The organism is Bradyrhizobium sp. P5_C12 (assembly GCF_054049735.1).
In genome coordinates this window covers 67944-89458 of the sequence record NZ_JBFULU010000005.1, presented here as the reverse complement: position 1 = coordinate 89458, position 21515 = coordinate 67944, and the positions used below count along the sequence as shown (strand labels likewise).

Here is a 21515-nt window from a genome sequence, read left to right as displayed (position 1 = left end):
CGCTTCGCGCGTCCGGGACACGAGAAATATCACACCGCCTTCATCACCACCCGCAGCCCATCCCGCGGCTTCGGGATCGGCCACATCTGCCAGTCCGGCTTGTAGCCCGGCTCCAGCGACACCTCGACGTTCTGAAGGAAGTGACGCGCGAAGCATTTGGCCTGCATGTAGGCGAAGTGCAGGCCGAGGCACATATGCGCGCCGCCGCCGAACGGCACCCAGGCGAAGCGGTGACGGTTGCGCTGCGCCTCCTCGGTGAAGCGAGAGGGATCGAAGCGATCCGGCTCCGGCCAGATGTCCTTCATGTGATGGGTGTAGAGCGGATTGACGCCGACCGCGGTGCCGCCGGGAATCGTAAATCCCTTGAAGCTGAAATCGCGCATGGCGCGGCGCGGCATCGAGGGCACCGGCGGCCTGATCCGCAGCGCTTCCTTGAAGGCCATCTCCGACAGCGGCATCTTTTCGAGGTCATCGAAGCTGGTCGGCGCGTCGGCGGCCAGCCCGAGCGCCAAAACCTCGTCGCGCAGCTTCTTCTGCCAATCGGGATGCGCGGCGAGTTCGCCGATGAAGGAGGTCAGCGACGAGGTCAGCGTGTCATGCGCCGCCATCATCAGGAAGCTCATGTGGTCGATGATGTCCTGCTCGGACAACAGCGCGCCGTCCTCATGGGTGGCGCGGCAGAGCTGCGAGAACAGATCGTCGCCGCCGTGATTGCCGCGCCGGAGCGGGATCTGCTCGCGGAAATAGGCGACGATGCGTTTGCGGCCCTTCACGCCGCGCGCCATCTGCGTGCCGGGCAGGGGACGGCGGATCGGGGCGACGGCGGCCGCGACCATGTCGACGAAGGCGCGGTTGATCTCGTCGACCTCGGGACCGATATCGGTGCCGAGGAAGGACGCCGCGGCCAGATCGAGCGTGAGCTGCTTCATAGCCGGATAAAGCTGCATCACACCCGGCTTCGCCTTCCACTGCGCGACGCGGCGCGCGATGCCGCGATCGAGATCACCGAGATAGGACTTCATCGGCCCGGACTTGAACGCGACCGACAGCGCCTTGCGATGCAGCCGGTGCTCCTCGAAGTCGAGCAGCATCAGACCGCGCGGAAACAGCAGGCCGAGCACCTTGTTCCAGCCATGCGTCGACGAGAACAGTTTCTGCTGGTCGAACAGCACGAGCTCGTTGGCCTCGGGTCCGAGCAGCACGACGTTGGTTTCGCCGAAGAAATGCGTGCGGTAGACCGGGCCGTATTTGGCGCCGTTCGCCTCGATATGCCCCTTCGGGTCGGCCAGCACCTGAAAGGTCTTGCCGATGATCGGCCAGCCTTCGTCGCCGGGGATGTGCGTCAGCTCGTTCCATCTTGGCGCGGTGAACGGAAGCGCAGGGGCGACATTCTGCATCGACATCACGATTGCTCCGGCAGGCTGACCGTATGAGCATAGCACATTTGGGCGCGCTGACGCTGCGGTCGTCGTGCGCACAAAATCGTCACACACACCGTCGTCGTCCCGGTCTTCGCCGGGACGACGATTGAGACAGTTTCGCGGCCTACCGCTTCGCCGCTTCCTTCTGCAAATCCGGGGCGTTGACGGCGGGAATCGCGACGCGGCCGGGGCCGGTCACCTTCAGCGCCTCGGCGGCCTTCTCGTTCTCCATGATCTTGGCCATCACGGCCTGGCCCGCGCGCTCGAAGATCGCGCGGTTCTCGATCACGAATTTTTGCGACTTGCGCAAGCCGTCGATATAGCCGTTGATCTCCGGCACCACGTAGCGCGCGACCATGTCCCAGCTCCGGCGCGTGGCTTCCGGATTGGCCCAGTCGTGTACGAAGCCGATCACGGCGCCGACGCCGCCGGACACCTGCATCACGTTCTTGATGGTTTTGACGAGATCGTCGGGCGTGCCGATGGTGGACGCCGCGCCTTCGACGAAGGCGGTCTTGTCCACGGCCTCGTCGGGCGAGGCGAATGCGGTCAGTCCCGGCCGCTGCAGCGTGCCGACATTATATTCGTTGTGCCAGCGCATCAGCCCGGCGCCGGCTTCCTTGCGGGCCTGCTCGCGGGTCTCGGCGATGTGCCAGGTCAAGAGCACGCGCCAGTCGGCGCGGTTGACCGTGGTGCCGTGCTTCCTGGCGGCGTCCTCGGCGAACTGCCATTGCTGCTGCAGCGACATCAGGCCCTGCGTCGTCATCGAGCCCAGCGAGATGATGCCGATGCCGTATTTCCCGGCGAGCGTCATGCCGGAGGGCGAGATCTGCGAGGCCACCACGAACGGCATCTCCTCCTGCAACGGCAGGATCTGGAGCGCGGCGTCGTTCATGGTGAACCAGTCGCTTTTCGCGGTGACGCGCTCGCCGTTGAAGAGGCGGCGGATGACGCCGATCGCCTCGTCCTGCCGGTCGCGCTGGGTCATCGGGTCGATGCCGAGCGTGTGCGCGTCGGAAGCGAGTGCGCCGGGGCCGGAGCCGAAGATGGCGCGGCCGCCGGTCATGTGGTCGAGCTGCACCATGCGCTGGGCGACGTTGTAGGGATGGTGATAGGGCAGCGACACCACGCCGGTGCCGAGCTTGATCCGCTTGGTGCGCTCGCCGGCCGCCGCCAGAAACATCTCGGGCGAGGCAATCATTTCCCAGCCCGAGGAGTGATGCTCGCCGCACCAGAACTCGTCATAGCCGAGGCTATCCAACTGCTCGACCAGGTCGAGATCGCGCCGGAACTGAAGCATCGGATGCTCCCCGATCGGGTGATGCGGGGCAAGGAAGGCTCCGAATTTCAGGCGCGCCATGGCGTTGTCTCCGGCTGGATTTTTTTGGTTGTTGGAGCCGCGAAGCTACGTGCTGGGACAAGCGAACGCAATCGCACGATGTCCCGCGCGGCGGAATGCAGCTATGTGCTGATGAGGCGACGCTGCCTCTTCTCCCTCTCCCCGCTTGCGGGGAGAGGGTCGGGGTGAGGGGGAGTCTCCGCGGGGACGGAGGCAGTGGGGTTTCGAGATGGTCCACGCAATGACGTGTTGAGAGGGCGTCGTTCCAGTGGACATACGACTCGCGGAGACTCCCCCTCACCCGGAATTCAAACTGCGTTTGAATTCCGGCCTCTCCCCGCAAGCGGGGAGAGGCGAAGGAAGGTCACCTTGTCATCCTGTTCCACGCATCCAGCCCGGCGATCTTGTAGGCCTCGGCCAGCGTCGGATAGTTGAAGGTGTTCTGGATGAAATAATCGATCGTGCCTTTGAGGTTGAGCACGGCCTGGCCGATATGGATCAGCTCGGTGGCGCCTTCGCCGAGGATGTGCACGCCGAGCAGGCGGCGGGTCTTGGTCGAGAAGATCATCTTCATCATGCCGCTGTTCAGCCCCATGATGTGGCCGCGCGAGGTCTCGCGGAAGCGCGCGATGCCGACCTCGTAGGGAATGCCGCGCGTGCGCACCTCTTCCTCGGTGAGACCCGCGGTCGAGATTTCCGGCACCGAATAGATGCCGTAGGGAAAGAACTCCGGCGGCGCCAGCGGCTCCATGCCGAGCGCGTGGCAGGCGGCGACGCGGCCCTGCTCCATCGACGTGGAGGCAAGGCTCGGAAAACCGATCACATCGCCGGCGGCGTAAATGTGCGGCACGCTGGTCTGCAAGGTCACGGGATCGACCGTGATCCGCCCGCGATGATCGACGGCGATGCCGGCGGCCTCGAGGTTGAGCCGGTCGGTGGCGCCGACACGGCCCGCCGCGAACAGCAGCATTTCCGTGGTGACATGCCGGCCGTCCGACAGATGCGTGACGATGCTGCCCTGCGCGGTTTTCTCGATCGAGGTGACCTTCGAGCCGAGCCGCAGCGCGACATTGCGGTCGCGCAATTCGTGCATGAACTCGTCGATCAATTCCTTGTCGATGAAATCGAGGAAGGTCGGCCGCGGCTCGATCAGGGTGACGGGCACGTCGAGCGCGCTGAAGATGGTGGCATATTCGACGCCGATCACGCCGGCTCCGATCACGGCCAGGCTGCGCGGCAGTTTTGGCAGCTCGATGATCTCGTCGCTGTCGAGCACGGTCGCGCCATCGAACGGCACGTAATCGGGGCGGAACGGGCGCGTGCCGCAGGCGATCAGGATGAAGGCGGCCGACACCACCTTGGTCTCGCCGATCGCGCTCGTGATCTCGACCTCGTGCGGCGAGACCAGGCGCGCCTCGCCGTTGGCGGTCCGCACCAAATTGCGGCTGAACTGATGCTCCAGCACCTCGACCTCATGGTCCAGCGTCTTCTGGAGCCGGGTCATCAGATCGCTCGCCGCGATGTCCTGCTTGACCCGGTAGGAGCGGCCGTAGAAGCCGCGCTCGCGCCAGCCGGACAAATTGAGCACGGTCTCGCGCAGGGTCTTGGACGGGATGGTGCCGGTGTGGACGGAGACGCCGCCGACCCGCCGGCCCTTCTCCACCACCAGCACGGCCTTGCCGAGCTTGGCGCATTGCACCGCGGCCCGGCGCCCCGACGGGCCCGAGCCGATCACCACCATGTCGTAATCGTACATCGGAAGACTTCCGAACCCCACGAGGCCAGCGGGAACCGACATGCAGCAATCGGGCCAAAGCAGCAAGTCCTACCTCCGAGGTAATCGCGCGGATGACGCCGATCTGAGAGCATCGGGCGCAAATAAATTCCGCAAGGTCCGCGCGCCGATGCATCAAACCGTCACAAAGCAGATCGATTCGGCGCGGCGCTGGTGGGTGCTGGCGATCGTCGTCGCCGCCCAGTTCATGTTCGGGGTCGACGCCTTCGTGGTGAACGTCGCCATTCCGACCATCGCGGTCGAGCTGCATGCGACGCCGGCGCAGATCGAATCCGTCATCGCGATCTATCTGATCGCCTATGCCACGCTGGTCGTCACCGGCGGCCGCCTCGGCGACATCCACGGCACCAGGAATATATTTCTGGCCGGCGTGCTCGGCTTCACCGTGACGTCGCTGTGGTGCGGGCTGGCGCAATCCGGCGTCGAGCTGATCGTCGCGCGGCTGGCGCAGGGCGCGACCGCCGCGCTGATGGTGCCGCAGGTGCTGGCGACGCTGCATCTGTTGTTCACCGACGAACAGCGCAGCCGTGCCTTCGCCATCTACGGCATCGTGCTCGGGCTCGCGGGGGCCGCAGGCTTCCTGCTCGGCGGGCTTCTCGTCACGATCGATCTTGCGGGCACCGGCTGGCGCTCGGTGTTCTTCGTCAACGTTCCTTTCGGCCTCGTCATCGCGGCCGCCGCCTGTCGCATCATGCCGTCGGTGCCGCGCCGGGCCGGCACAAGGCTCGACATCAAGGGCAGCCTCGTCCTGTTCGCGGGCCTGCTGTGCCTGATCGGGCCGTTGCTGTTCGGTCACGATGTCGGCTGGGCGCCGTGGCTGTGGGCGGTGATGGCGACCGGCGGCGCAATCCTCGCAGCATTCCCCCGGCTCGAGCACGCGGTGGCGCGCGCCGGCGGCATGCCGCTGATCGATCTGACGCTGCTGGCGGATGCGGCCTTCCTGCGCGGGCTTGGCGCGGCGTTCTTCTTCTTCGCCGCCAATCTCTCGTTCTATCTGGTGATGACGCTGTTCATGCAGCGAGGCTTGAAGATCCCGCCGCTCTCGGCCGGCATGGCCTTCATTCCGCTCGCGCTCGCTTTCGTGGTGGCATCGCGCCACAGCGGCGCGCGGGCGCGGCATCGCGGCACCAAGGTGTTGATCGAGGGCTGTGCGCTCCAGATCGCGGGCCTTGTCGCGCTCGCGCTTGTGACAGGCTTGATCGCTACGCCGACGCCGATCGAGCTCGCGCTCACCATGATCATGTTCGGCTACGGCCAGGGACTGGTGATGGCGCCGCTCTCCGGCGCGGTGCTCTCGACAGTCAAGCCGGTCGCCGCGGGCTCAGCCTCCGGCGCGTACGGCACCATCGCGCAGATCRGAAATGCGGCCGGAGTGGCCGCAATCGGCGCGGTGTTCTTCGCGGTCGAAGCGCTGCAATCAGCGCGCGCAGGATTCGCCGTCTCGCTCGCGCTGTTCGTGGCGTTAATCATGATCTGCGCCGCATTTTTGGCGTGGGTGCGCCGCGCATCTGCACCAAGTTGAGGCATTGCGGTGAATGTGTGCGGATTCCCCCATGAATTTCCGGTAATTGACAGCACACACACTTTTTATTTCGCACTGCAGCAACTATCTGGTTTGGCTGACGTTGGAAGTCGCCGATCAGGAGTTGCCGTGTCGTTAACCAGAAATGTCGAACTCTTAAGACGTCTGCCAAAGGTGGATGGTCTGCGCCTTGCCGCGTTCGGCCGGAGCGCGGATGCCTCCAGCCCGTTGGAAGAAGTCACGGGCTTCGGCGACAACCCCGGCAATTTGCGCATGTTCGCATTCGTGCCGGCGCAATTGCAGAAACCGCGCGCGCTCGTCGTCGTGCTGCATGGCTGCGGCCAGACCGCGGCGGGCTACGATCTCGGTGCGGGATGGTCGACACTGGCAAGGCATTACGGATTTGCACTGCTGATGCCCGAGCAGCAGCGCGCCAACAACGGCAACACCTGCTTCAACTGGTTCAATCCGGAAGACACCGCGCGCGACGGCGGCGAGGCGCGTTCGATCCGCGAGATGATCGCGCACATGGCCGAAGCGCACCGCATCGACTCCCGGCGCATCTTCATCACCGGCCTTTCCGCCGGCGGCGGCATGACGTCGGTGATGCTTGCGACCTATCCCGAGATTTTTGCGGCCGGCGCGATCATCGCCGGCCTTCCCTACGGCATCGCCTCGAACCTGCGCGAGGCGCTGGACGGCATGTTCCATTCGCCCGCGCGGCCGGCGCGCGAGCTCGGCGATCTCGTGCGCAACGCCTCGGACCATGGCGGACCCTGGCCGAAGGTCTCGGTGTGGCATGGCAGCGCCGACCGCACGGTCAATCCCGGCAATGCCAACGAGATCGTCAAGCAGTGGCTCGACCTGCACGATCTGCCTGATGTGCCGATGGCGGAAACCAATGTCGACGGCTATCCGCGCCAGGCCTGGTGGAACAGGGACGGCGAGACGCTGGTCGAGTCCTTTGCCATCACCGACATGGCGCATGGCACGCCGCTCGGCGTCGCCGACAATGATCAGCGCTACGGCACGGAAGGCGCGTTCCTGATCGAGGCCGGCATCTCCTCGTCCTATCACATCGCGAAGTTTTTCGGCCTGACCGGCTGGATACCGGACGCTGCGAAGAAGGCGGCGGCAAAGCCTGCCGTCGCGTCGAAGCCGGCTCTTTCCCCCGCGCCGCATCTTGCCCGCTCGATCCGCTCGGCAGTCGCCGAGCCGCCGGCCGAGCCGAAGCGCGAGCAAAGCCGCGGCTTCGACCTCGGCGAGATCATCACGCGGGCGCTGACCGCCGCGGGATTGATGAAGTAGCTCCGCTGTCGTCCCGGTGCGCGACGTAGTCGCGAGCCCGGGACCCATAACCACAGGACAAAGTCAGGCCCGAAAGGATAACTCCGAGTCCCCGTACCCACATCTCCCTGTGGTTATGGATTCCGGGCTCGCGCTATCGCGCGCCCCGGAATGACGGCTACGCCGTCTGATCGATCACCTCGATCGGCGTCACCGTCACCTCGCCGCCGGCAACCTTCCGCGTCATCTCCTGATAGTGCTTGAAGAAGTCGCGCGATTGCAGCGCTTTCTGCGCGGCATCATCCGCGACGCTGGCGAGGTGGAAATAATGGCCGTCGTCGCGGTTCTTCAGGCAGCGATAGCTGAGTCGGCCCTTCAACTCCGGATCGCCGTCGATCGCCTTGATGAAGCGGCCGATCTCCCGGTGCCATTCTTCCGTCGTGCCGTTCCTGAACTCGTATCGGATCATGAAGTGCTTCATGTGACGCTCCCTGTTCGTCATGTGCACCATCATCTGCGGCTTACGGGCGATCCCGCAAGTATGGACAAAATTGATAGTATGGACTTTTTCGCCGACGCTCCTATCCTCGTGGCATAGCGTTTTCGAGCGAAGTGGATACCGGTTCGCGTGAAGAAAACGCGTCAAGAAGAATGGCCGGCTCAGGCATGGAGGCGACGACATGGCGAAGGCGAAAGCGGTCCCGGCGCGCAGCTGTCCCGTCGCGGCCTTTCAGAAAATGATCAGCGGCAAGTACAAGCTCCGCATCGTCTGGGATCTCAGGGACGGTCCGCGCCGCTATGGCGAAATCCGCAGCGGCCTGTTGCGCGGCATGGAGGGCAGCGCCGAGATCACCCCGCGCGTGCTCAGCCGCGAATTGAAGGCGCTGACGCAAAGCGGCCTGATCGACCGCAAGGACTTTGGCGAGGTGCCGCCCAAGGTCGAATATCGCCTGACCCGCAAGGGCAAGAGCTTTGTGCCGGTCGTCGCCGCGATCCGCGATTGGGGTGATCGCAATCTCGGCGAGCCCGTGCTCGCCGAGGCGGCAGAGTAAGTTCGCTACATCTCGCCGGTGATAAACGGGTTGGTCATCCGCTCCTGGCCGATGCTCGAGCCCGCGCCGTGGCCGCAGATGAAGCCGACATCGTCGCCGAGCGGCAAGAGCTTGGTCTTGATCGAATCGATCAGCGTCGCGTGACTGCCGCCGGGCAGGTCGGTGCGGCCGACCGAGCCTGCGAACAGCACGTCGCCGACATGGGCAAAACGCAGCTCCTTGTTGAAGAACACCACGCTGCCGGGCGAGTGGCCGGGGCAGTGCAGGATGTCGAACTGCAAGCCGCCGATCGACACGGTGTCGCCCTCCTCCAACCAGCGGTCGGGCGCGAAATTGCGCACGCCGGTCATGCCGAAGCGCGCGCCGCTCTCGACCACATTGTCGAGCAGGAACTTGTCGGCGGCATGCGGACCCTCGATCGGCACCTTCAGCGCATCGCGCAATTCGGCCGCGCCGCCGACATGGTCGATATGGCCGTGGGTCAGCCAGATCTTCTCCACGGTGACGCCGGTCTGCCTGATCGCTTCGAGGATTTTCGGCACGTCGCCGCCGGGATCGATCACCACGGCCTTCTTGCCGGGCTCGTCCCAGATGATGGTGCAGTTCTGCTCGAACAGCGTCACGGGAACGATGATCGCGCCGGCCTTGGCTTGTGCGGTTTCTTGGGTGTCGTTTTGCTCGGTCATGGCCTCACAATGCCGATTTTTGCCATGCCGCCAAGCAAAAGATTTGTGCCCAAGACCTGATCCAAGACCTGACCCAAGACCCGCCCCAAGACCTGGGAACGCGCCCGGGAACAGCCGAGCCGCCGTCACACGGTTGTCCCAATTGGCTTGCTGGTTTGAACCGGGGCGTCCCTTCCGCGTTCTCTCGCGCAAGGAAGATGATCAAGGCCAATTTTTGGGTGGGTTTTCCAGCATGGCTCAGGGCGGCGACAATTGGTGGCGCGACGGCATCTTCTATCAGATCTACCCGCGCTCCTTTCAGGACTCCGATGGTGACGGCGTCGGCGATCTCGCCGGCATCCTGCGGCGGCTGCCCTACGTGAAATCGCTCGGCGTCGACGCCATCTGGCTGTCGCCGATCTTTCCCTCGCCGATGGCCGATTTCGGCTACGACATCTCGGACTACACCGGCATCGAGCCCGTGTTCGGCACGATGGCGGATTTCGATGCGCTGCTCGTCGCCGCCCATGACAACGGCCTGAAGCTGATCCTCGACCTCGTGCCCAACCACACCTCCGACCAGCACCCCTGGTTCATCGAGAGCCGCGCCTCGCGCGACAATCCCAAACGCGACTGGTACGTCTGGCGCGATTCCGCACCTGACGGCGGCGTGCCGAACAACTGGCTGTCCGAATTCGGCGGCAGCGCGTGGACTTACGACGAGACGACAGGTCAATATTACTACCACGCCTTCCTCGCCCAGCAGCCGGACCTCAACTGGCGCAATCCGGACGTCCGCGCGGCGATCTACGACGTGATGCGGTTCTGGCTGGAGAAAGGCGTCGACGGGTTTCGCGTCGACGTGATCTGGCACCTGATCAAGGACGCCGAATTCCGCGACAACCCGCACAACCCGAATTATGTCGAGGGCCGGCCGCCGCACGAAAGGATCCTCACGCAATATTCCACCGACCAGCCCGAGGTGCATGACGTCATCGCCGAGATGCGGCGCGTCACCGATGCCTTTGGCGCGCGCGTGCTGATCGGCGAGGTCTATCTGCCGCTGCACCGGCTGGTGGCCTATTACGGAAACGACCTCACCGGCGCGCAGATGCCGTTCAATTTCGCGCTGCTCTCGACCTTCTGGAGCGCGCGCTCGATCGAGACGATCATCGAGGATTACGAGAAGGCGCTGCCGAAGGGCGCCTGGCCGAACTGGGTGCTCGGCAATCACGATCGCCGGCGCGTTGCGAGCCGCGTCGGGTCGGAGCAGGCCCGCGTCGCCGCCATGCTGCTGCTCACGCTGCGCGGCACGCCGACGCTCTATTACGGCGACGAGATCGGCATGCATCAGCTCGCGATCGCGCCCGACGACGTGCGCGATCCCTTCGAGAAGAACGTGCCCGGCATCGGTGTCGGCCGCGACGGCTGCCGTACGCCGATGCAGTGGGATTCCTCCAACTATGGCGGCTTCTCGGAGGTCAGGCCGTGRCTACCGCTGCCGGAGGATCATGTTCACGAGAACGTCGTCAATCTCGAAGCCGACACACGCTCGATCCTCTCCTTGTACAAGCGCCTGATCGCGTTGCGGAAGACCTGCCCGCCGCTGGTCCTGGGCGATTATCATCCGATCGCGGCGCAGGGAGACCTGCTGATCTACCGCCGCGAGGCCGAAGGCAGGGCGCTGATCGTGGTGCTCAATCTCGGCCCCGAACCGATCGCAGTCACCACCAGCGCGATCCGCTTCGGCAGCGAGATATTGCTGTCGACGTTTCTGGATCGCGAAGGCGAAAAGCTCGAAGGCGTGCTGGATTTGCGCGGCAATGAGGGAGCGATCGTCGCACCGCCCGCCTAAGTGTCGTCCCGGCGAAGGCCGGGACCCATACGCGAGGTCTAGCGATAGTAGCCGGTCGCAGTACCGAACGCCGAATCTTCGCCAAACTCCTTCCTGTGGTTATGGGTCCCGGCCTTCGCCGGGACGACGGGGGAGTATGTGGATGCAGCTACCCCGGATGCGCCTTGCCGCGCACCGTATCCGCGTCGATATCACTCCGCTTCAGCAGATAGTCCAGCCCGCCGACCCGGTACCAGCGATAGCCATAGGGCTCCAGCACGATGCGGTGCTGGCCGCGCTTGTCGGCGTGGCTGTGGTCTTCCGCGAGCAGGTTGATCAGGTGCGCGCCGGCGTCGCCGGGCAGCCCCACCGAGAACGCGATCTCGCGTGGCTTCTCATCGAGATTGTGCACGAACAGCACCGAATTGTTGCGCCAGTCGTAGCGCATGATGAAGACGGCGGGATCGCGCGTCGCAATGATCGCGAAATCGCCCCAGCCGATCTCCGGCACCTCCTTGCGCATGCGGACGATGCGTTCGGTCCAGTTCAGCATGGAGTTGGCATCGCGCCGCTGCTTGGCGACGTTGACGTGCGGAAAGCCGTAAGGGCCCTTGTTGATGACGGGACACGCCGGCTTGTCGTTCTTGGTGAAGCCGCCATGCGGCTCGGTCGACCATTGCATCGGCGTGCGCGCGCAATTGCGCTCCGGCAATGAGAGATCGTCGCCCATCCCGATCTCGTCGCCATAGCGGATCACGGGCGTTCCCGGCAGCGTGCACATCAGGCTGTAGGCAAGCTCCAGCCGCCTGCGGTCGCCGCCCAGCATCGGCGCGAGGCGGCGGCGGATGCCGCGGTCGTAGAGCTGCATGTCCTTGTCGGGGCCGAAGTTTTTGAACACGGCCTCGCGCTGCGCCTTGGTCAATCGCCCGAGATCGAGCTCGTCGTGATTGCGCAGGAACAGGCCCCATTGCGCCGAGGCCGGCCGCGGCCTGGTCGCCTTCAGCGCCTTTGCCAGCGGCCGCGAATCGCCCGACGCCAGCGCATAGAACAGGTGCTGGTTGACGTGGAAGTTGAACATCATGTGCATGCGGTCGGCGTCGCGGCCGAAATAGTCCATGTCGGTTTCCGGCAGCACATTGGCCTCGGCGAGGATGATGGCATCGCCCTGGCGCCATTGCAGGAATTCGCGGAACGCGCGCAGCATGTCGTATTGCTCGACCGGCTTCTTCACCTTGGCGCCCTTGGTCGCGATCACGAAGGGCACGGCGTCCATGCGAAAGCCGGAGACGCCGAGCTGGATCCAGAAGCCCATGATCTTGAGGATCTCGGCCTGCACGTGCGGGTTCGAGGTGTTGAGGTCGGGCTGGAAATCGTAGAAGCGATGGAAATACCAGGCGCCGGCGTCCTTGTCGCGCGTCCAGGTCGATTTCTGCACGCCGGGAAACACCATGCCCTTGTTGGCGCCGGCCGGCTTCGTGTCGGACCACACATACCAGTCGCGATAGGGCGAGGTCTTGTCTCGCCGTGCCTCCTTGAACCAGTGATGCTGGTCCGAGGTGTGGTTGACGACGAGGTCGATGATGATGCGGATGCCGCGCTGCTTGCAGCCATGGGCGAACTCGACGAAGTCGCCGAGCGTGCCGTAGCGGGAATCGACGCTGTAATAGTCGGCGATGTCATAGCCGTCGTCGCGGCCGGGCGAGGTCTGGAACGGCATCAGCCAGATCGTGGTGATGCCGAGGCCGTGCAGATAGTCGAGCCGGCGCAGCAGGCCCTTGAAATCGCCGACACCGTCGCCGTCGGCATCCATATAGGTGCCGACGGACAGGCAGTAGATCACGCCGTTCTTGTACCAGAGATCGTCGATCATGCGCGAGCGGCCTCGATGGTTCCGCCAGGTGGGCGGCTGCGTGATAAGTGCGAGGGCAGGGGGAGGTTCCCGAGTGTCGTCCCGGCGAAGGCCGGGACCCATACCGCGAGGTCTATCGATAGTAGCCGGTAGGCGTACCGAACGTCGGGTCTTCGCCAAACACCTCCCTGTGGGTATGGGTCCCGGCCTTCGCCGGGACGACAGCAGAGAATGGGCAACGGCTCGGCATTCGCGAACAGTGTCCGCACCCAACGGAATCGGCTAAACTCCCGCCCATGGACAACCCCGCCCGCAACATCGCCGTGGTGCCGCCGCCGGACCGTCGCCAGTCCGAGACGGCGCTGGCGATCGCGCGCGGCACGGCGCGGCTCTTGCGTTCGCTCGGCTTCACCTGCATCAGCGAATTGCCGCTGCCGTCGGGCCGGCGCGCCGACCTGGTGGCGCTGAACGAGCGCGGCGAGATCTGGATCGTCGAGATCAAATCGTCGGTGGAGGATCTGCGCGCCGATCAGAAATGGCACGAGTACCGTGCCCATTGCGACCGGCTGTTCTTCGCCTTCACGCAGGATCTGCCCTGCGAGATCTTCCCCGAAGGCACCGGCCTCATCATCGCCGACGCCTATGGCGCGCATCTGCATTGCGAGGCGCCCGAGCACAAGCTTCAGGCCGCCACGCGCAAGCAGATGACGGTGCGCTTCGCGATGGCGGCGGCCCTGCGGATCAACCGCCTGGTCGATCCGCAGGGACATGCTGAGTTTTGGGAGTAGCTTTCGTGACCTTGTAGGGTGGGTTAGCCCTGCGGCTGCGCGCAAGCGCAGTCCGCTAGGCGTAACCCACCTCTTCTGCATCCGCGGAGATAGACGGTGGTGGGTTACGCTTCGCTAACCCACCCTACGAAGTTCGCCTTACTGATTCTTTCCCCGTCATCCTGAGGTGCTCGCGCAGGGAGCCTCGAAGGATGCACGGCCGCGATGCAGCCGGGCCGTCGCCCTTCGAGGCTCGCCGAAGAGGCGAACACTTCAGGGTGACGGGCAGAGAATTGTGATTGCGAAACTTACCTCGGCGCGCGCTTGGCCAAAATGCGCTGCAACGTCCGCCGGTGCATGTTGAGTCGCCGTGCCGTCTCCGAGACGTTGCGGTTGCACATCTCGTAGATGCGCTGGATGTGCTCCCAGCGCACGCGGTCGGCCGACATCGGGTTCGTCGGCAGCTCGGATTTCTCCGAACTCGTCGAGAGCAGCGCGGCGACGACGTCGTCGGCGTCCGCGGGCTTGGAGAGATAATCGATCGCGCCCATCTTCACTGCGGTCACCGCGGTGGCGATGTTGCCATAGCCGGTCAACACGATCGCGCGTGCGTCGGGGCGCTTCTTCTTCAGCGCGGAGACCACGTCGAGGCCGTTGCCGTCGCCGAGCCGCAAATCGACCACTGCGAATGCGGGGGCAGCCTTGCCGATCTGCGCCAGTCCGTCCGAGACGGTGTCACACGAGGTCACCGCAAAACCGCGCGTTTCCATGGCGCGCGACAGCCGCTCCAGAAACGGCTTGTCGTCCTCCACGATGAGAAGCGAGCGGTCGGCCTGTTCGTTCAGTTCGGCGATGGCGTTCAAGGTTTTGTCCTCTCTCCAGCGCGTCTACATATGGCGTCGCAATCGCGCGGTGCCAAGGCCGTCAATGGTCGATCGGCCCTGTTGTGCGACGCAAGGTCGCGCCTATCCTATTGTTTCTTCGAGCGTCTCGATAGCCTCAAAACGCTGCCTCGGCCACGCAATCTGGACCACGGCCCCGTGATCCGGGAAGGTCCGATTGGTAAACGAGACCTTGGCGCCGGTGCGTTCCAGCAGGGTGCGTGCGATGAACACGCCGAGCCCGAGGCCGCCGCCTTCATCCCGGGTGCGCCGCCGCGACAGGTAGGGCTCGCCGATCCGCTTCAAGAGGTCGGGCGGAATCCCCGGGCCGTCATCGGAAATCACGATCTCGATGGTCTCATTGTTCCACCAGGCGTTCACCTCGACGGTGGTGCGCGCGAAGTCGACGGCATTCTCGACGATGTTGCCGACGCCGTAGAGGACCGCCGGGTTGCGCGAGCCGACCGGCTCGGCGGCGGCGGCGATCGCGATCCGCACCTTGATGTCGACGCCGAAATCGCGGTGCGGCGCCACCACCTCCTCGATCAGCTCGGACAGCTTCATGCGGTCGAACGGCGCGCCGGTGGAGGACAGCTGGGTGATCTTGCTCAGGATGTCGCGGCAACGCTGCGTCTGCTCGCGCAGGGTTTTCAGATCGGCGGCAAAGGTCGGATCCTTCACCGTCTTTTCCAGCTCGCGCGAGATCAGGAAGATGGTCGCGAGCGGCGTGCCGAGCTCGTGCGCGGCGGCCGCAGCCAGCCCGTCGAGCTGGGTCAGATGCTGCTCGCGCGTCAGCACCAGTTCGGTCGCGGCGAGCGCGTCGGCCAGCTTGCGCGCCTCCTGGGTGACCTGGAAGGAGTAGAGGCTGGTGACGCCGATCGCGAGCACGATCGAAAGCCAGATGCCGACGAGATAGATCGGCGGCAGCACCAGCGGATCGTCGGAATCCCAGGGCAGCGGCAGATGAAAGAAGAACAGGATCGAGGCGCAGGCCACGGCCAGGAGGCCGAGGCCGAAGGTGGCGCGGGCCGGCAGCGCGGTGGCCGAGATCAGCACGGGAGCGAGGAACAGGAACGAGAACGGGTTCTGCAATCCGCCGGTGAAGAACAGCAGCCCCGCTAGTTCCACGATGTTCAGCGCGAGCAGCCCGGCCGCCTGGATCGGCTCGAGCCGCTGCATCGGATTGGCCGCGGTTTGCAGCGCCAGATTGAGCGCCGCCGACAGGGCGATGATGCTGACGCAGGGGACGATCTCGACGTTGAACTCGAGCCCCTGCGCCACGATGAAGATCGCGGCGAGCTGGCCCAGCACCGCGAGCCAGCGCAGCCGCAGGATCGTGTCCAGGCGGATATGTCGCTGCGAATGGCGAAAGTCGGAAACGGCGGTGTCGGTCATCTCAGCCAATCTAGCGATGCATGCGGGCGATCACAAACGCGCCGGCCCGCACATTCCACCGGGTTACAAGCCTCTTGCCTCGAGCCTTGATACTTCAAGTCCTGTGACGTCAAGTCTTGTTACGTCAAGTCTTGCGACTTCAAGTCTTGCGCTCGACCGCGCAATGGCGGAAGAACGGCCCAGCATGACTGAGAACGACAAGGCTTCAAGTCGGCCGACTGTCGCGGACCGCAAATCGTCCCCGGCAATCGAGGTCGATCGCCTCGTCAAGCTCTACAAGCAGACCCGCGCGGTCGACGACATCTCCTTCACGTTGCCGCGCGGCAGCATCACCGGGCTGCTGGGCGGCAACGGCGCCGGCAAGACCACGACCATCGCGATGATCATGGGCCTGGTGCTGCCGACCTCCGGCCGCGTGCAGGTGCTCGGACATCCGATGCCCGAGCAGAGCGCCGCAGTGCTGGGGCGGATGAATTTCGAGAGCCCCTATGTCGACATGCCGATGCGGCTCACGGTGCGGCAGAATCTCACCGTGTTCGGCAAGCTCTATGCGGTGAAGAACCTGTCCGACCGCATCGCCAGGCTGGCCGACGACCTCGATCTCACCGAATTCATCGACCGCGCCAACGGCAAGCTCTCCGCCGGCCAGAAGACCCGCGTCGCGCTCGCCAAGGCGCTGATCAACACGCCCGAGCTGTTGCTGCTGGACGAGCCGACCGCCTCGCTCGACCCTGACACCGCCGACTGGGTGCGGGCGCATCTGGAACGCTATCGCCGCGACAACAAGGCCACCATCCTGCTGGCGTCGCACAACATGCTCGAGGTCGAGCGGCTCTGCGACCGCGTCATCATCATGAAGCGCGGCCGCATCGAGGACGACGACACGCCCGACGCCATCATGGCCCGCTACAACCGCACCACGCTGGAGGAGGTGTTCCTCGACGTCGCCCGCGGCCGGGCGAACGGAGCGAAGGAGGCGGCGCGATGAGCAAGCCCCTATGTTTCAGCCGTAGCCCGGATGGAGCGCAGCGTAATCCGGGGCCCCTGTCGCGTGTGGCACGATTCCCGGATTGCGCTTCGCTCCATCCGGGCTACTTGGTGAAGCCATGACCGAGCTCTCCCTCCATCGCGGCATCTCGGCCCAGCGCATCGGCGCGATGATCCTGCGCTATTGGTATCTCCTGATGTCGTCCTGGCCGCGGCTGCTCGAGCTGCTGTATTGGCCGGCGCTCCAGGTCATTACCTGGGGCTTCCTCCAGCTCTACATCGCGCAGAACGCCAATTTCTTCGCGCGCGCCGGCGGCACGCTGATCGGCGCCGTCATCCTCTGGGACATCCTGTTCCGGGGACAGCTCGGCTTCTCGATCTCGTTTCTGGAGGAGATGTGGGCGCGCAACATCGGCAATCTCATGATGAGCCCGTTGAAGCCGATCGAGTTTCTGCTGTCGCTCATGGTCATGAGCCTGATCCGGCTCGCGATCGGCGTCATTCCGATGACGCTGCTCGCGCTGTTCCTGTTTCACTTCAATGTCTACAGCCTTGGCCTGCCGCTGATCGCCTTCTTCTGCAATCTGATCTTCACGAGTTGGTCGGTCGGCATCTTCGTCTCGGGGCTGGTGCTGCGAAACGGGCTGGGGGCCGAGAGCATCGTCTGGACCTTGATGTTCGCGATCATGCCGCTCGCCTGCATCTACTATCCTGTCAGCGTGCTGCCGGTCTGGCTGCAATATGTCGCCTGGACGCTGCCGCCGACCTATGTGTTCGAGGGAATGCGGGCGCTCCTGATCGAGCAAACCTTCCGGACCGACCTGATGCTGGGTGCGCTGGCCATCAATGTGGTGCTGCTGGTTGCATCTTTTGGGGCATTCCTTGCCCTTTTGCGCAGCGCCAAGAAAAACGGCTCGCTGCTGTCGGGCGGTGAATAACGTCACTTTCTCGTGGATTCAGGCTGGTTTGGCCGTTCAGGCCACGTAGATCTACGGAACCATGCATTGACGCAATATTACGCATTCGGCAGTATGCTGCGATGCGAAGAGGAACATGATCATGCCGATTGGTGAGTTTGGCGGCGCACCGCCCCTGGCGGCCGAAGGCAGTCCGGTCCTGACCACGCCGATGTACTGGATGTACGAGATGGCGCAGGCCTCTCTCAATCCGGCGCGCGCCGTCACCGACGCGACCAGGCTCCTGTTTCAGAATCCCTTGAATCCCTGGGCGCGCACCGAGGTCGGCAAGTCGGTGGCCGCGGCCTGCGAATTGTTCGAGCGCACCACGCGGCGCTACGGCAAGCCGGAATGGGGCCTCAACGACACCGAGGTCAACGGCATCCGCGTCCCCGTCGAGGTTCGCTCCGTCTGGGAAAAGCCGTTCTGCCAGTTGCTCTACTTCGATCGCAAGTTCACCCGCCCCTTGCGCAGCCCGCAGCCGCGCGTGCTGATCGTGGCGCCGATGTCCGGCCATTACGCGACGCTGCTGCGCGGCACGGTCGAAGCCTTTCTGCCGGCGCATGAGGTCTACATCACCGATTGGGCCGATGCCCGCATGGTGCCGCTCAGCGAAGGCCGTTTCGATCTCGACGACTACATCGACTACGTGATCGAGATGCTGCACGTGCTTGGCGGCAACACCCATGTGATCGCGGTGTGCCAGCCCTCGGTTCCCGTCGTCGCCGCCGTCTCGATCATGGAAGCGCGGCGCGATCCCTTCGTGCCGACCTCGATGACGCTGATGGGCGGGCCGATCGACACCCGCCGCAATCCGACTGCGGTGAACAACCTCGCCCAGCAGCGCGGCATCGACTGGTTCCGCAACAACGTCATCACCAAGGTGCCGTTCCCGCATCCGGGCATGATGCGCGACGTTTACCCGGGATTCCTGCAGCTCAACGGCTTCATCAGCATGAATCTCGATCGGCACATGGATGCCCACAAGCAGCTGTTCGCCAATCTGGTGAAGGGCGACGGCGACCTCGTCGACAAGCATCGCGACTTCTATGACGAATATCTCGCGGTGATGGATCTCTCGGCCGAATATTATCTGCAGACCGTCGACACCGTGTTCGTGAAGCACGCGCTGCCGAAGGGCGAGATGACCCATCGTGGAACACGCGTCGATCCCTCCAAGGTCACGCGTGTCGCGCTGATGACGGTCGAAGGCGAGAACGACGACATCTCCGGCATCGGTCAGACCGAAGCAACGCACGGATTGTGCAGTTCGATTCCCGATCATCGCCGCGTTCATTACGTTCAGAAGGGTGTCGGACATTACGGCGTGTTCAACGGTTCGCGATTCAAGTCGGAAATCGTGCCGCGGATTCACGATTTCATGGTCTCGGCAGCGAATCTGACCGCATCGCAGGCTCTCGCAGCCGAATAACTGCGTTTTTCGGCTTTCCCGTCGAAAATTCGGGCTCTGCCGGAGGTTCCCGGAGGGCCTGGTTCCCGCCAGATTCGCGGTATTTAGGTAGCTTCATAGGAGTGAGTCTTTCCTCACCCCTTGGGGAGGCCGCATGCGTCCAGCGGGGGCGAAAAAACAGGGTTCCAACCCCAGTCTGTAGGGTCTCCCGGACGTCAGACCCCTGTATATTGGGCAAATGATTTGTTTTTGCGCCGAGCGCTTTCCCTGGCGGCGGTTATGGCAGAATCCGGGCGAACTCCTGCTCCCCGGACTGACAGACATGGCCACTCGCGCGCTCCTCTATCGGCGGCCCCACGAACCAAAGACCCTCGTCATCACCCACGGATCGCAATTCTTTGCGATTCGCCTGCGCCGGCACCGCCGAGCGCGGCGCTACACGCTGCGAATTCATCCGAGTGATCGCGAAGCCATCCTCACCATGCCGCCGCGCGGCACGCTCGCCGAGGCAAAGGACTTCGCGCAGCGTCACGGCGCGTGGATCGCTGCGCGTCTTGGCCGTTTGCCGAAGGCGGCGCCGTTCCAGCCCGGCACAGTGATACCGCTTCGCGGCGTTCCCCATCGCATCGTTCATCGCGCCGGCACCCGCGGCACGGTGTGGACCGAGGTGCGCGACAGCGGTGAACGCATTCTCTGCGTCGCCGGCGGCGTCGAACATGCCGACCGCCGCGTGAACGACTTCCTCAAGCGCGAGGCGCGCCGCGATCTTCAGCGCTCGGCGGAGGCCTATGCCGCAGAGCTCGGCGTCAGGGTCAAGCGGCTCTCGATCCGCGATCAGTCCAGCCGCTGGGGCTCCTGCACCTCGGCGGGCTCGCTGTCGTTCTCCTGGCGCCTGATCCTGGCGCCGCCCTACGTGCTCGACTATCTCGCCGCCCACGAGGTCGCCCATCTCGTCGAGATGAACCACTCGGCGCGGTTCTGGCGCGTATGCGGAAAAGTCTGCCCGTCGATGGAGCGCGCCAAGAAGTGGCTCGACACCCACGGCAACGACCTGCACCGGTATGGGATCGAGGATTAGGCCGCGCTGTTGCCTCTCCCGTCGTCCCGGCGAAGGCCGGGACCCATAACCACAGGGAGAGGTTTGGCGAAGATCAGTTGTTCGGTCCTTCGACCTTCCGCAATCGATGGATCACGCGGTATGGGTCCCGGCCTTCGCCGGGACGACACCGTGGGTGGAGCAAGAGATCGTCTCTTCGCTACGCGCTGAAATCCGCACTCGTCCCCGCCTGCGTGCGTGAGGCCAGATAGGGCGCTTGCTGCTGCGCCATGACTCTTTGGCCTTCGGCCAGCATCGCCTGGAACGCCGCGTCGAGCTGATCGCGGCTGTAAGCCGTGGAATTGCCTTCGCGCGGCGTCCATTGCGATTGCGTGATCGCGGTGGGAGCCTTTTCGACGGTGCCACCAAGCAGTTTGGCGTAGCTGTCGGCCCGCCACTGCGCCAGATCTGGTCCACTCAGGCCGGGAGGATCCTCGAGATTGCCGATCTTTCCGGCCGCAGCGTTGGTGATCGTCGAGGACCCGCCATTGTACAGCGTGGCCGCCACCTTGCCGTCGACTTTGACCTGGGCATATGTGTTCTCCGGTGCATCGTCCGAGACGGCCGGTTGACTAGCGCTGGCGCCGTGGGTCATCAGCCAGTTCGTTGCCAAGAGGTCGCGCAGGACCGGATGATCCGCCGCCGATATCGGCTTGGCACCTTGCAGCGGCTTGAGCTGGGAGACGTCAAACCGGGGGCTGCTCGTCTCTGTGTCGGTCGCAGCCGACACCTCCGTCAGGACACTTGATGTCGCATTTGAATGAGACGTCGATGCAGGGCGCAGATGAGTCGGCACCGCACCGGATACACCTGAAATCATGGAACGCTCCTCGGCACTAGCTCAACCTAGGGGAGCAAATTCCAGGCCGATCGCGGAGGCTTGAAGAGATTGGTGTTTTCGCTTTCAGGGATACGCTGGCCTCGGTAAATCTTGCCGCCGTGGCAGGACTTGCCGAAGACAGGACTTGCCGAAGACAGGACTTGCCGAAGAGGTGGCTCGACACGTACGGCAACGTCGTCTCTCTCGTCGTCCCGGCGAAGGCCGGGACCCATAACCACAGGGAGTGGTTTGACGAAGACTAGTCGTTCCGTGCTCCTACCTTCCGCTATCGATAAATCACGCGACGATTGCGCGGCACGCTCGATTCGCCCCGCCGCATCAAGGCCTTCGAACCATCCACCGCGCATCGCGCCGGAATGTGCCGTCTACTGTGCATGGGGTTGTTTGCGCGTTTTTTGTTTTGAGGCCATGGAGACC

General features: G+C 64.3%; 18 protein-coding genes. 9 read left to right on the top strand and 9 right to left on the bottom strand.

The features are described from left to right. Nucleotides 1-29 precede the first annotated feature (29 nt). The 3 genes from ACXJMY_RS06170 to sthA form a co-directional block, all read right to left on the bottom strand. Complete coding sequence (locus ACXJMY_RS06170; protein ID WP_456618420.1) at nt 30-1403, bottom strand: cytochrome P450; 1374 nt, start codon at nt 1401-1403, stop codon at nt 30-32. 142 nt (nt 1404-1545) lie between these two features. Next, complete coding sequence (locus ACXJMY_RS06165; RefSeq protein WP_456618419.1) at nt 1546-2781, bottom strand: LLM class flavin-dependent oxidoreductase; 1236 nt, start codon at nt 2779-2781, stop codon at nt 1546-1548. Nucleotides 2782-3124: 343 nt separating this feature from the next. Continuing rightward, nucleotides 3125-4516 carry a Si-specific NAD(P)(+) transhydrogenase gene (gene sthA / locus ACXJMY_RS06160; protein ID WP_456618418.1) on the bottom strand — a complete coding sequence of 464 codons (1392 nt, stop codon included), beginning with the start codon at nt 4514-4516 and terminating at the stop codon, nt 3125-3127. 148 nt (nt 4517-4664) lie between these two features. Here sthA and ACXJMY_RS06155 point away from each other — a divergent pair, with 148 nt between their 5' ends. Together ACXJMY_RS06155 and ACXJMY_RS06150 are read left to right on the top strand one after the other, a co-directional pair. Next, complete coding sequence (locus ACXJMY_RS06155) at nt 4665-6077, top strand: MFS transporter (RefSeq protein ID WP_456618417.1); 1413 nt, start codon at nt 4665-4667, stop codon at nt 6075-6077. Nucleotides 6078-6206: 129 nt separating this feature from the next. Further along, nucleotides 6207-7385: an extracellular catalytic domain type 1 short-chain-length polyhydroxyalkanoate depolymerase gene (locus ACXJMY_RS06150; RefSeq protein ID WP_456618416.1), complete on the top strand. Its 1179-nt coding sequence runs from the start codon at nt 6207-6209 to the stop codon at nt 7383-7385. A 157-nt stretch (nt 7386-7542) separates the two neighbouring features. Here ACXJMY_RS06150 and ACXJMY_RS06145 read toward each other — a convergent pair whose 3' ends face one another. Continuing rightward, the gene (locus tag ACXJMY_RS06145) at nt 7543-7845 is read right to left on the bottom strand and encodes a hypothetical protein (protein ID WP_456618415.1); all 303 of its coding nucleotides are present in this window, start codon (nt 7843-7845) and stop codon (nt 7543-7545) included. A gap of 199 nt (nt 7846-8044) precedes the next feature. On the opposite strand from ACXJMY_RS06145, the gene ACXJMY_RS06140 reads away from it, so the two are divergent. Further along, nucleotides 8045-8416, top strand: coding sequence for a winged helix-turn-helix transcriptional regulator (locus ACXJMY_RS06140; protein WP_456618414.1), 372 nt, complete (start codon nt 8045-8047; stop codon nt 8414-8416). A 5-nt stretch (nt 8417-8421) separates the two neighbouring features. On the opposite strand, the gene ACXJMY_RS06135 is transcribed toward ACXJMY_RS06140, so the two are convergent. Then, a complete protein-coding gene (locus ACXJMY_RS06135; protein ID WP_456618413.1) occupies nt 8422-9102 on the bottom strand; it encodes an MBL fold metallo-hydrolase in 681 nt (226 codons plus the stop codon). 232 nt (nt 9103-9334) lie between these two features. Between ACXJMY_RS06135 and ACXJMY_RS06130 the strand changes: the two genes are divergently transcribed. After that, a complete protein-coding gene (locus tag ACXJMY_RS06130) occupies nt 9335-10936 on the top strand; it encodes an alpha-amylase family glycosyl hydrolase (protein WP_456618412.1) in 1602 nt (533 codons plus the stop codon). 148 nt (nt 10937-11084) lie between these two features. Here ACXJMY_RS06130 and ACXJMY_RS06125 read toward each other — a convergent pair whose 3' ends face one another. Further along, a complete protein-coding gene (locus ACXJMY_RS06125) occupies nt 11085-12785 on the bottom strand; it encodes an alpha-amylase family protein (protein ID WP_456618411.1) in 1701 nt (566 codons plus the stop codon). Nucleotides 12786-13060: 275 nt separating this feature from the next. Here ACXJMY_RS06125 and ACXJMY_RS06120 point away from each other — a divergent pair, with 275 nt between their 5' ends. Beyond that, a complete protein-coding gene (locus ACXJMY_RS06120; RefSeq protein WP_456618410.1) occupies nt 13061-13552 on the top strand; it encodes an MmcB family DNA repair protein in 492 nt (163 codons plus the stop codon). Nucleotides 13553-13839: 287 nt separating this feature from the next. Here ACXJMY_RS06120 and ACXJMY_RS06115 read toward each other — a convergent pair whose 3' ends face one another. Then, nucleotides 13840-14394, bottom strand: a complete 555-nt coding sequence (locus ACXJMY_RS06115; RefSeq protein ID WP_456618409.1) for an ActR/PrrA/RegA family redox response regulator transcription factor — start codon at nt 14392-14394, stop codon at nt 13840-13842. A 102-nt stretch (nt 14395-14496) separates the two neighbouring features. Continuing rightward, a complete protein-coding gene (locus ACXJMY_RS06110; protein WP_456618408.1) occupies nt 14497-15807 on the bottom strand; it encodes an ActS/PrrB/RegB family redox-sensitive histidine kinase in 1311 nt (436 codons plus the stop codon). A 184-nt stretch (nt 15808-15991) separates the two neighbouring features. On the opposite strand from ACXJMY_RS06110, the gene ACXJMY_RS06105 reads away from it, so the two are divergent. The 4 genes from ACXJMY_RS06105 (at nt 15992) to ACXJMY_RS06090 (ending at nt 20239) form a co-directional block, all read left to right on the top strand. Then, nucleotides 15992-16795 carry an ABC transporter ATP-binding protein gene (locus tag ACXJMY_RS06105; protein ID WP_456618407.1) on the top strand — a complete coding sequence of 268 codons (804 nt, stop codon included), beginning with the start codon at nt 15992-15994 and terminating at the stop codon, nt 16793-16795. 118 nt (nt 16796-16913) lie between these two features. Beyond that, nucleotides 16914-17732 carry an ABC transporter permease gene (locus ACXJMY_RS06100; protein WP_456618406.1) on the top strand — a complete coding sequence of 273 codons (819 nt, stop codon included), beginning with the start codon at nt 16914-16916 and terminating at the stop codon, nt 17730-17732. A 121-nt stretch (nt 17733-17853) separates the two neighbouring features. Further along, complete coding sequence (locus ACXJMY_RS06095) at nt 17854-19182, top strand: polyhydroxyalkanoate depolymerase (RefSeq protein WP_456618405.1); 1329 nt, start codon at nt 17854-17856, stop codon at nt 19180-19182. A 217-nt stretch (nt 19183-19399) separates the two neighbouring features. Beyond that, entirely contained in the window at nt 19400-20239 is an 840-nt protein-coding gene (locus ACXJMY_RS06090) for a M48 family metallopeptidase (RefSeq protein WP_456618404.1), read from the top strand. Nucleotides 20240-20417: 178 nt separating this feature from the next. On the opposite strand, the gene ACXJMY_RS06085 is transcribed toward ACXJMY_RS06090, so the two are convergent. Next, nucleotides 20418-21077, bottom strand: coding sequence for a hypothetical protein (locus ACXJMY_RS06085; RefSeq protein ID WP_456618403.1), 660 nt, complete (start codon nt 21075-21077; stop codon nt 20418-20420). Nucleotides 21078-21515: the final 438 nt, after the last annotated feature.

Excerpts from the sequence above, each read along its gene's own strand:
- ACXJMY_RS06170 (WP_456618420.1), bottom strand. The coding sequence starts at position 1,403 with ATGTCGATGCAGAATGTCGCCCCTGCGCTTCCGTTCACCGCGCCAAGA.
- ACXJMY_RS06165 (WP_456618419.1), bottom strand. The coding sequence starts at position 2,781 with ATGGCGCGCCTGAAATTCGGAGCCTTCCTTGCCCCGCATCACCCGATC.
- sthA (WP_456618418.1), bottom strand. The coding sequence starts at position 4,516 with ATGTACGATTACGACATGGTGGTGATCGGCTCGGGCCCGTCGGGGCGC.
- ACXJMY_RS06145 (WP_456618415.1), bottom strand. The coding sequence starts at position 7,845 with ATGAAGCACTTCATGATCCGATACGAGTTCAGGAACGGCACGACGGAA.
- ACXJMY_RS06140 (WP_456618414.1), top strand. The coding sequence starts at position 8,045 with ATGGCGAAGGCGAAAGCGGTCCCGGCGCGCAGCTGTCCCGTCGCGGCC.
- ACXJMY_RS06135 (WP_456618413.1), bottom strand. The coding sequence starts at position 9,102 with ATGACCGAGCAAAACGACACCCAAGAAACCGCACAAGCCAAGGCCGGC.
- ACXJMY_RS06125 (WP_456618411.1), bottom strand. The coding sequence starts at position 12,785 with ATGATCGACGATCTCTGGTACAAGAACGGCGTGATCTACTGCCTGTCC.
- ACXJMY_RS06120 (WP_456618410.1), top strand. The coding sequence starts at position 13,061 with ATGGACAACCCCGCCCGCAACATCGCCGTGGTGCCGCCGCCGGACCGT.
- ACXJMY_RS06110 (WP_456618408.1), bottom strand. The coding sequence starts at position 15,807 with ATGACCGACACCGCCGTTTCCGACTTTCGCCATTCGCAGCGACATATC.
- ACXJMY_RS06105 (WP_456618407.1), top strand. The coding sequence starts at position 15,992 with ATGACTGAGAACGACAAGGCTTCAAGTCGGCCGACTGTCGCGGACCGC.
- ACXJMY_RS06100 (WP_456618406.1), top strand. The coding sequence starts at position 16,914 with ATGACCGAGCTCTCCCTCCATCGCGGCATCTCGGCCCAGCGCATCGGC.
- ACXJMY_RS06095 (WP_456618405.1), top strand. The coding sequence starts at position 17,854 with ATGCCGATTGGTGAGTTTGGCGGCGCACCGCCCCTGGCGGCCGAAGGC.
- ACXJMY_RS06090 (WP_456618404.1), top strand. The coding sequence starts at position 19,400 with ATGATTTGTTTTTGCGCCGAGCGCTTTCCCTGGCGGCGGTTATGGCAG.
- ACXJMY_RS06085 (WP_456618403.1), bottom strand. The coding sequence starts at position 21,077 with ATGATTTCAGGTGTATCCGGTGCGGTGCCGACTCATCTGCGCCCTGCA.